The organism is Streptomyces boluensis, from assembly GCF_009908195.1.
GTDB lineage: Bacteria > Actinomycetota > Actinomycetes > Streptomycetales > Streptomycetaceae > Streptomyces > Streptomyces boluensis.
The window spans coordinates 1-9,388 of record NZ_JAAAHS010000308.1 but is presented as its reverse complement, the minus strand read 5'-3'; the positions used below and the strand labels follow the sequence as shown (position 1 = coordinate 9,388).

Annotated in this window: 4 protein-coding genes and 1 pseudogene; 1 reads left to right on the top strand and 4 read right to left on the bottom strand. The window is 70.8% G+C overall.

Features of this window, described 5'->3' with window-relative positions; all coding sequences use genetic code 11:
- Positions 1 to 112: 112 nt before the first annotated feature.
- The 4 genes and pseudogenes from GUY60_RS28675 to GUY60_RS28660 form a co-directional block, all read right to left on the bottom strand.
- A complete protein-coding gene (locus GUY60_RS28675; RefSeq protein ID WP_161702974.1) occupies positions 113 to 1,165 on the bottom strand; it encodes a PucR family transcriptional regulator in 1,053 nt (350 codons plus the stop codon).
- Between the two features lie 26 nt (positions 1,166 to 1,191).
- Complete coding sequence (locus GUY60_RS28670; RefSeq protein WP_161702971.1) at positions 1,192 to 6,075, bottom strand: DNA repair ATPase; 4,884 nt, start codon at positions 6,073 to 6,075, stop codon at positions 1,192 to 1,194.
- A gap of 136 nt (positions 6,076 to 6,211) precedes the next feature.
- Positions 6,212 to 8,197: pseudogene (locus GUY60_RS28665) on the bottom strand (flotillin family protein).
- A 77-nt stretch (positions 8,198 to 8,274) separates the two neighbouring features.
- Complete coding sequence (locus GUY60_RS28660) at positions 8,275 to 8,580, bottom strand: hypothetical protein (RefSeq protein ID WP_161702969.1); 306 nt, start codon at positions 8,578 to 8,580, stop codon at positions 8,275 to 8,277.
- Between the two features lie 445 nt (positions 8,581 to 9,025).
- On the opposite strand from GUY60_RS28660, the gene GUY60_RS28655 reads away from it, so the two are divergent.
- Complete coding sequence (locus GUY60_RS28655; RefSeq protein WP_161702967.1) at positions 9,026 to 9,265, top strand: tyrosine-type recombinase/integrase; 240 nt, start codon at positions 9,026 to 9,028, stop codon at positions 9,263 to 9,265.
- Positions 9,266 to 9,388: the final 123 nt, after the last annotated feature.

Below are 9,388 nucleotides of genomic sequence, written 5' to 3'. Positions count from 1 at the left end.
CCTCGCCCCCGGGCACACTCCCCCTCGCGCGCACGCTCCCTCGCCCCCGTGGCACACACGCCGGATCGGCCTCACCAACCGCCGGCGGACACGGGCCCCCGCCCGTCTTCCCTCACAGATCATTCCCCGGCCAGTCCAGAAGGCGGGCGCCGATGACCGCGGTCTGCAAGGTGTAGCGGTGCAAGGGGTCGGTGGGGTTGGTGCCGGTGAGCTGGTGGATGCGCTCCAGGCGGTACGTCCGTGCGCGCACGCTGAGCGAGAGGGTGCGCGCCGCCTGGGCCGCGACGCAGCCGGCGTCGAAGTACGCCGTCAGCGTGTCCAGCAACGGCCCCGCTCCGCCACGGGCTTCGCGCAGCGGTCCCAGGGTGCTGGTCACCAGGTCGGCCATGGCCTGGCGGTCGCGGGTGAGTACCGGATAGACCAGCTGGTCCGCGGAGTGCAGGACCGGTGCGTCGAGACCGAGTCGGGCCGCCAGGTCGAGGGTGCTCAGGGCCTCCTCGTAGGACTGCACGACGCCTCCCGCGCCCGCGTGCCGGCGGCCGATGGCCACTTGGCCGCCGTCGGTGGCGGCGTGCGCCTGCTTGGCGAAGTGGAGCAGCACGTCCTGGTCGTCGCCCGGCGCGATGCAGATGAGCCGGCCTTCCTTGGTCGTCAGCAGGATGCTGCGCTCGCCGAACCGCCCGTGCACGGCCTCGCCCACACGGCGCGCCACGGGGTCGGCCTCGCTGTACGCCTGCGGTCCTTGGGCGACGGCCACCGCGTGTTCACGGGCAAGGCGGAGGCCGAACCGCTCGGCCCGCTCGGCGAGTCGGCCCAGCGAGCTGCGGCCGTGGAGCAGGTCGTCGATGAACTCGCGGCGGAAGGACTCCTCCTCGCGTACGGCAAGCCGCTGGGCCCGTTCGTAGCCCTCGGCCAGCGCGTCGACCACCTGCTCGACCATCGCGAGCGCTCGGTCCGCCGAGTCCCCCGTCTCCGTGCGCGGCCATGCGGCGCGCGTCGCGACGACATGGTCGCGGATGGCGGAGCGCAGGCTCTGTCCGGCCGCGGCTGCTGCCTCTCCAACGGCGCGGCGGTCGTCCAGTTCGTCCCGGGTCAACCTGCGCCCGGTGCGGGCGACTTGGGACACGAGCTCGGAGTACGTCCAGCTCTCGTGCACGCCGTCCATCTGCTGCCCGCGCGCTGTCGGCGCCTTCAACGCGTCCCCTTCGTGTGCCGTGCCGAGGGGTTGGCCAGGGCGTTGCGCGGATCGGTGGCGCGGGTGATGGCCGACTCGACTGCGGCGAGCCGGTCGGCGACCAGGTCGAGGGCGGCCACGGCGTGGGTGACCGGGTCGTCGCCCCCAGCGCCGAGGCGGGCCGCGCGGACGTGGGCCGCCTTGATCTCCACCCAGCGTGCCGCGTCCTGCGGGGTGAGCGTCGAGCGGAGTTCGGCGAGCTTGAGCAGGTTGGCCTCCGCGCCGGTGGTCAGGGTCTGGGCCTCGGCAGTGTAATGGTCGTCGATGACGGCAGCGAGCTCGGCGTCGTTCATCACCGGGTCGATCCGTGCGGCGATCTTGTTCATGTCGCGGTACGAGCCCTGGAGCCGGAACGGCGGTTCGGTGCGCGCCTCGTCGGACTGCGCCGCCGAGGCGATGTAGGCGGCGTTGACCGCCAGGACCGTCGCCCGTGCGGTGAGCAGATGACGCAGTACGGCGACGATACGGTCCAACTCGGCGGGAGCGTACGGGTGGACGAGCCGGTCGGCGCGTGCTGCGGGGTCGCCGTCGGCACGGCGGATCAGCAGGTCCAGGTCGGCGCGGTCGCGCCCGGCCAGCGGGGCGAGCACGGGGTTGGCCGTCAGGGCGTTCTCGACGAAGCTGACCGCGAACGCCTCCTCCTTGCCCGTCAGTACCTCGCCGAGATTCCACACGTCGGCGCGGTTGGCGAGCATGTCAGGGATGCGGAAGCGGGCGCCGGACTCGGTGTAGGGGTTGCCGGCCATGCAGACGGCGAAGCGCTTGGCGCGCAGGTCGTACGTGCGTGAAGTGCCGTTCCAGACGCCCTCCATGCGGCGTTGGGCGTCGCAGAGCGAGATGAACTTCTGCAGGAGTTCCGGCGAGGTGTGCTGGATGTCGTCGAGGTACAGCAGGACGTTGTTGCCCGCCTCCAGGGCGAAGTTGACCTTGTCGATCTCCTGGCGGGCGGTGGCGTTCGGGGCCTCGGCCGGGTCGAGGGAGGTGACGTCGTGGCCGAGGGACGGGCCGTTGACCTTGACCAGGATCACGCCGAGCCGGTCGGCGACGTACTCCATGAGGGTCGTCTTGCCGTAGCCGGGCGGGGAGACGAGGAGCAACAGGCCGCCTGCGGTGCCCAGTTGCTTGCTGAGGCTGTCACCGATCAGAGGCAGGTAGACCTCGTCGATGAGCCGGTTACGGACGAAGGCGGACATGACCCTCGGGCGGTACTCGTCCAGGCGCAGCCGGGCCCGTTCGGTGGCCGCGAGTTCCGTGCGCAGGGTCTGGTAGGTGCGGAAGCCGGGGACGGCGCCGGTGCGGAACTTCCGGGTGCGGTCGAGGAGTTCGTCGATGCGGACGGTGAGCGTGCGGCCCTCGATCCGTGGGTGAGTACCGAGGAGTCCGTCGACGGTGACGGTCAGCGGTGCGGCGCTGTCGTAGCGCGGCAGGTCGCGGCAGAGTTCGACGGCGACCGCCTCGTCCAGGTCGCCGCTCTCCCCCGTGGCCGTCAGGTAGGAGCTCAGCCAGGCTTCGGCGAGCTGGCGTCGGGCGTGTGGGTCGGTAACCGCGTCGAGGTCGTCCTCGTACGCCGAACTGTCCGTAGTGTGGCGGAACTTGTCGAGGAGCGTGCGGGTCGCCGTCGAGGTGACGAAGCCTTCGGGTGCGGTGGTGAGCTCGTCGAAGAGGTACGCGGCGGCGTCCGCGTCGCCGATCCTGGCGGCGAGTTCGGCGCGGAAGTCGTCGATGGCGGGGGCGAGGCCGAAGGTGTCACGGGCGCGGGCCAGCGAAACGGCGCGGCGAGTCAAGAGCGCGCGCTCCTCTTCCGTGGAGTCGTGCGCCCAGTGGAACTGGGCCATGGCGCGGGCGCGCGGGGTGTGCCGCAGCAGTCCCGCGGCGCCGTGCAGGCGCAGCAGCGCGCGCAGGACGAGCGTCGCGTCGTGGTCGTGGACGCCGCGTTCGTACCCCTCGTCGTACGCGGCCCCGGTGGCCGTCCGCACGAGGGCGGGCAGGTCGTCCGCGGCGAGCAGGGCCTCGGCGCCGTGTTCGTCCAGGAGGCGGGCGGCGAGGTGTTCGGCGCGGTAGACCTCCGGGTTCTCGGAGGGAAGGGTCTGGTTCCAGTAGGGGCGCAGCTCGGCGAAGGCCGGGTTGGTGATGGGTGCGCGGTAGTCGGTGCCCGTCAGCGCGAACGCCATGCCGTCGCCGTGCGGGACGACGGTGAGGTCGAGGGGCTGGGTGTTCACGGCGAACCGGTGGCGGCCGAGCCGGAGGGTGTCGCCGCCGTCCGCGTACAGCTCGGTGCGGTCGCGCAGGGAGCGGGCGGCCTCCTGGCGGGCCGCTCCGATGCGTGCCTCCAGCTCCTCCGCCCGTACCTGGTCGCCGAGTTGGCGGAGTTCGCCGACGGTGCGGTGGACCTTGCCGACCATGGGGTCGGAGGCGAAGTAGGTGTTGATGTCGTCGGCGGAGGCGAGGGTGGCGAGGCGCCGGGTGATGGTGTCGAGGACGCGGCCCGCTGAGGTCGCCAGGCGTTCGGCGCGCTGGGCGCGGGTGTCGGCGAGGGTCTGCTTGCGGGCGGCGAGCGCCTCGTAGACCTCGGTGCGCCTGGTGTCGATCTCGTCGAGGTACGCGTCCGACTCCGCGAACCTGGCCTCCAGGTTCTCCAGGTGGAGCAGGAGGCGGGCGAGCTGTTCGTCGCAGCTCTCCGGTGTGGTCGCGGCGGCGAGTGCGCCCGTGACGGCCTGGCCGAGCAGGGCGAGTTCCGCCGCGAACTCGGCCCGGTCCTCGTGCGCGGTGAGTTCGCGGCGCCGTGCGTCCAGGCCGGCGCGGGCCCGGTTGACGTCCGCGAGGACCTCGGCGATCCGCTCCAGGACGGCGGTACGGACGGTCGCGTCACCGACGTCGAGTCCCGCGACGACCTCGGTGACGGTCTGTAGTCGCTCGGTGAGCTGCCGCAGCCGGTCGGCGAGGGCTTCGGCCTCGGCGACGGTAGTGATCGCCTCGGCGTCGGCGGCCAGTTGAGCGATGTCGGCGTGGTGGGCGGCGAACGCGTCGGGGCGCCGCAGGAAGGCGACGGCGCGCCGCCCGGCCGATGTGAGGTCGTCCGCGAGGTCGGCGGCGAGTGCGTCGATGCGGTCGCCGTCCGCGTACCTCATGTCCTTCAGCGTCAGCAACTGCCCCTGTGCGAGGCGGAGTTCGGTGAGGCGGTCGACCCACTCAGTGGCCTCGTGCGGGGACTCGCCGCGGATGCGTCGTACGAGCGCGGTGCTGCGCGCGACCGACGCCTCCAGGGCCTCCGCTGCCTGCCGGGTGAGGGTCTGGACGGTCGCGAACTCGGTGAGGACCTGCTCGGCGGTGGTGCGCATCGCCTCCAACGGGGTGCGCAGGTCGCCGACTTCGGCCTCGCCCAGCCAGTGGTGGGAGTCGGCCGTGCGGACGCAGGACGCGAGCAGTGACTCGTACACGCCTGTGGTGGGCGTCGTTTCGGTGACGGCGCGGGCGAGGGACAGGCAGTCGGAGATTCCCCGTACGAGGTCGGCGTTGCCGATGCGGGCCAGCGGCCCCTCGCCGGCCGGCCGGGCTGCGGCGTGGATGTCGGCGACGAACGGGGACCGCCAGATCTGCACGGGGTGCACGCGAGCGGGCTCCGCGGACCCGGCCCGCAGCACGCTCAGCGTGCCGTCGTCGAGGAGCGCGTACCCGTGGCAGGACAGCGGGTTGGCGATCTCCTTGCGGATCAGGTTGTACGGGAGCAGCAGGCTGCGGCCGTCCTCGCGGGCGCGGAAGGCGTAGAGGACGTCCTCGCCGTTGGGCGAGCGCACCGTGCGCTCGAACTCCAGCCCTTCGGTGTCCATCGCGTCGAACGTCTTGTACGGGCCGCCGGCCAGACAGTAGCCGCCGGGGAAGACAATGCCCTGGTCCTCGGGCAGCCGGCGGCACGCCTGACCGATCCCGTCCAGGCGGACCACGGTCCGGGTCAGGGTGTGGAAGACCAGGTGCCGCCAGGCGTTCTCCTTGTACGGGCGGACACGCAGCAGGATCAGCGGGCCCACGCGCGCGTGCTCCACGTCGGCGTCCGCGAGGGACTGCAGGGGCTCCTGCACCGGTTCCGTATGGATGCCGTGGCCGGTCTCGGTGTCGTCCTCCACCTTGACGGTGAGCTGTCCGCCGACCGTCGAGACGAACACCTCGCCGCCGACGGAGACGTGCGGGTGCCGGCCAAGGACGTGGTCGTCGCGGGTCGCGGCCGTCCACGGGAAGTCGTGGGCCGGGGGTGCGGCATGGTCCCGGTCGCCGCGTGCGTCCAGGAACTCGGCGCGCCCGTCGGCGAGGGCCCAGCGCAACACCCGGATGCCCTCGGCCCGTTCGCCGGTCTGGAAGACGGCGAGCAGCTTGCCGTCGACGTGCCGGAGCCGGAGCAGACGGGCCTGCCGGTAGTAGCGGAACAGGGCCTCGAACTCGCGGACGAAGTCGGGGTCGTCGAGGAGTCCGGGAACCGTTTCGTCGGGCCGGCGGTTCAGGTCCCGGTCGAGGAGTGCGAAGACGTCGGTGACCGAGGTCTGCGACTGCGGCTCCGCTCCGGGCGCACGATCAGTGCCGAGGAGCAGGACATCGCCGATGGCGACGACGTCGCGCAGGGTGCACGGGTGCTCGGTGCGCAGGCTCCTGCTGTCGGCGAGGGCCAGCTCGGTGGAGCCGAAGGCCGCCACGCGCTGTTCGTTGAGGCCGGTGGCGCGGTCGGCCAGCTGCCACGCTTCCTTGGCCAGGCGGGCGCGCAGCACCTCGTACGTTCCGGCGTCCAGGCCGGCTTCGGGTCCAGGGCCGGCCCCGGCCTCGGTTCCGGCCTCGGTTCCGTTCCTGGTCTCCATGGTGTCCGGCGTCCTTCGGTGTGGTGCCGTGTTGCCGTGTGGTGTCGCGTGGTGCGAGGTGCGCCTGCCGGGGGCGCGGCAGGCCGTACGGGGCCGGGGCCACTGACCCCCGTGCAGCGGCCCCGGCCGGTCCAGGTCAGCCCGCGGGTGAGCTCTTGCCGGCGCCGTTCAGCTCGACGATCGGCATGTCGGCGATCCCCAACTGTCCTGCCTTGTCGAGGAGTTCACGTACGGGTCCGGCCTTGCCGCCGTTCATGAGCTTCATCAGCAGCGCGGACACAGTGAGGTTCTGCACGTCGGCCGTGGAGACCGAGCCGAGCACCTTGGCCAGATCGTCGGTGAAGCTCGCGGTGCCGTCCAGCCAAGGACCCGCGAGGATCTGCGCGGTCTCGGAGTTCTGGACGAAGGCGTCGACGCCCTTACCCAGCGAGATCGACGACACGAGCCGGTCGAAGAAGACGGACTCGCCCCCGACGATGTTGATGTCGGCGTTCTCCAGACCGGTGGCGAGCACCGTGGCCTGCGCCTCCGCGACCTGCCGCTGCACCTCGATGCCGGCGAGCCGGATGTCCTTCTCGGCCTCCAGACGCAGCCGGTACTCCTCGTGCGTACGGGACGCCTCGTCGAGGGCGGCCATGGCGGCGGCCTTCTCCGTCAGGCCCGCGGCCTCCGCCTTCAGCTTGGCCTCGGTGCCCTCGGCTTCCGCGCGCATCAGCGCCTCGGCCGCCTCCGCCTCGGCACGGCCCGCCTTCTCGATCGCGTCGGCCTCCTTCTCCCGTACCTGCACGGCCGCGAGGCCCTCGGCGGCGCGCTCGGCCTGGACCCCCTCGGCAAGGCGCAGCTTGGCCCGCGCGTCCAGGTCGGACGCCTTCAACCGGGCCTCGGCCAGGGTGATTTCCTCCGCCGCGCGGTGAGTGGCGGCCTGCTCGGCGGCCTCCGCCGCCTTGATGCTCTTGACCAGCCCTTCCTGCGCCTGCGCCTCGGCGGCGATGATCACGGCCTGCCGCTGCCGCTCCGCCTCCTCGACGGCCCGCAGTTTCAGAATCGACTCCTCCTGCTCGGCGACCGTACGGTCCACGGCCACGCGTTCCCGGATGACGTCGGCGATCTCCCGCTTCTCCGCCTCGACCTCCTTCTGGGCGGCGATCCGGGTGAGTTCGGTCTCCCGGTCGCGGGCGATGACTTCGAGGAGGCGGTCCTTCTCGATGCGCTCGCTCTCGATGGCGACGACGCGCTCGCGGTTCTTCTGCGCGACGGCGACCTCACGGGCCTGGTTCTCGCGCTGCACACCGAGCTTCTCCTCGGTGGCGAGGAACGCGCCCTGCGCACGCAGCCGCTCCTCCTCCACCACCCGCGCGGTCTCGGCCTCCTCGCGCGCCCGTACGGTGTCGACCTCACGCTTCTGCTTGATCTCGGCGTCCGCCTGCCGACGCTCCAGCTCCAGGATCGCCTCCCGGGCGTCGACGTTCTGCCGGGTGATCTCCTTCTCCTCGTGCCGCGTGAACTCGTTCGTCTTCACGTGCTCCACGGCCGTCAGCTCGGTGATCTTCCGGATGCCCTGGGCGTCGAGAATGTTGGACGGGTCGAGTTGGTTCAGCGGCGTCTGCTCCAGGTGGTCGATCGCCGCGTCCTCCAGGCTGTAGCCGTTGAGGTCGGTGCCGATCAACTGAATGATGCGGTCCCGGAGTTCGTCGCGCTTGGTGTAGAGGTCGGCGAAGTCCATTTGTTTGCCGACCGTCTTGAGCGCCTCGGCGAACTTGGCGTTGAACAGCTCCTGCAGCGTGTTCTGGTCGCTGGCCCGGAACCGTGCCGATGGCCTGCGCCACCCGGATCACGTCCTCCACGGTCTTGTTGACCCGTACGAAGAACGAAATGCGGATGTCGGCACGGATGTTGTCCCGGCAGATCAGCCCGTCCCGGCCGGTGCGGACGATGTCGATCGTCTTCACCGAGATGTCCATGACCTCGGCCTTGTCACATCGACCTTGCGCATCTTGGAGACGATCAGCGCTCTGCCCTGCTCGACCTTGCGGAAGAGCCGTGTGACCACGAGCAGCAGAGCGACGACGATGAGGAGGACAACGGCGACGGACACGCCGATGCCCAGGGTGATGGCATCCATGTGAAGTCCTAGTGAGCGGTGAGAAGTTGAGGCGGCTTGCAGCCGTGAGGTGACGTGCCGGAGGAGGGTTCGGGAGGTCAGGCCCGCCGGGTGCGCGGGGCTCGATCCAGTGCGGCGGAACCGAGCTCTGTGTCATGGGCGGCCACCCAGAAGAACTCGCCGGCGTCGTCGTACGCGTACAGCAGGCCGGTACTGCCGGCCGACAGCGCGTCGGTCCCGTACTGCCGGACCTGGACCGCCCTGGGCCGAGCTGCGCGGGGCTGGCGGCCGGCAAGAAATACCGCTCCCACCTCACAACGCACCTCTACCCCGCACTCGGCGACGTCCGCCTGGAGGCAATCAGCGCCCTGGCCATTGAGCGCTTCATCGCCGGCATGGAACACCGGAACACCGAACCGGGAACACAGCACAACGCCTACAACCTCCTGCGCGCAATCCTCCTCGACGCGGTCCGCAAGAAGGCCATTCCCACAGACCCCACGGTCGGGATCAAAACCCGCCCCTACATGCCCCCACGGTCCGTCATCCCGAGCGTCGAATACGCAACAGCCGCCACGCATAGAGCGGACGCCCCACTCGGCCTGATGATCACCATGATGCGCGGCTGCGGACTACGCAACGGAGAAGCCCGCGCCACCAACATCAACAACATCGTCTCCGACGACACCTACCGGCCCGCACCCTTGAAACACCGCCGCCCCGGCGAATTCCGCGACGTCCCCCCTGCCCCGATCCGCCAGAGAAGCCATCGAACGCTTCGAAATGCGACACGGCACCACCCCCGACGGATACCTGCTCCGCGGACCAAACGGCCACTTCACCCACCACATGGAAAGCACCCGAACAGCGAAACTCCACTCCGTCCTGCCTCCCCCGAAAGGCATGACCCTCTCCGGCTACCGCGACCTCTTTGCGTCCGTGTGCCTCGAACACGGAATCCCCATCACCGACGTCTCCGAATGGCTAGGCCACCGCAACATCGAAACCACCTACCGCGTCTACCGACACCTCATGCCCGCATCCCTCACACGAGCCCGAAACGCCCTCGACCACATCCTCGCCACCTGAACCCAGCAGGCACCCCAAAGCCCCGCCGGGAAACCCGTCAACCGCCCCACCGGCGAAGCATCAACGCCCCACACAGCCAGGCCCCGTCGACGCCAGCAGCAAGCCCGCCAGCGCCGACGGAAC

Bases quoted from the DNA above. Each gene is read 5' to 3' on its own strand.
- GUY60_RS28675 (WP_161702974.1), bottom strand. From the start codon at position 1,165: ATGGACGGCGTGCACGAGAGCTGGACGTACTCCGAGCTCGTGTCCCAA.
- GUY60_RS28670 (WP_161702971.1), bottom strand. From the start codon at position 6,075: ATGGAGACCAGGAACGGAACCGAGGCCGGAACCGAGGCCGGGGCCGGC.
- GUY60_RS28655 (WP_161702967.1), top strand. From the start codon at position 9,026: ATGGAAAGCACCCGAACAGCGAAACTCCACTCCGTCCTGCCTCCCCCG.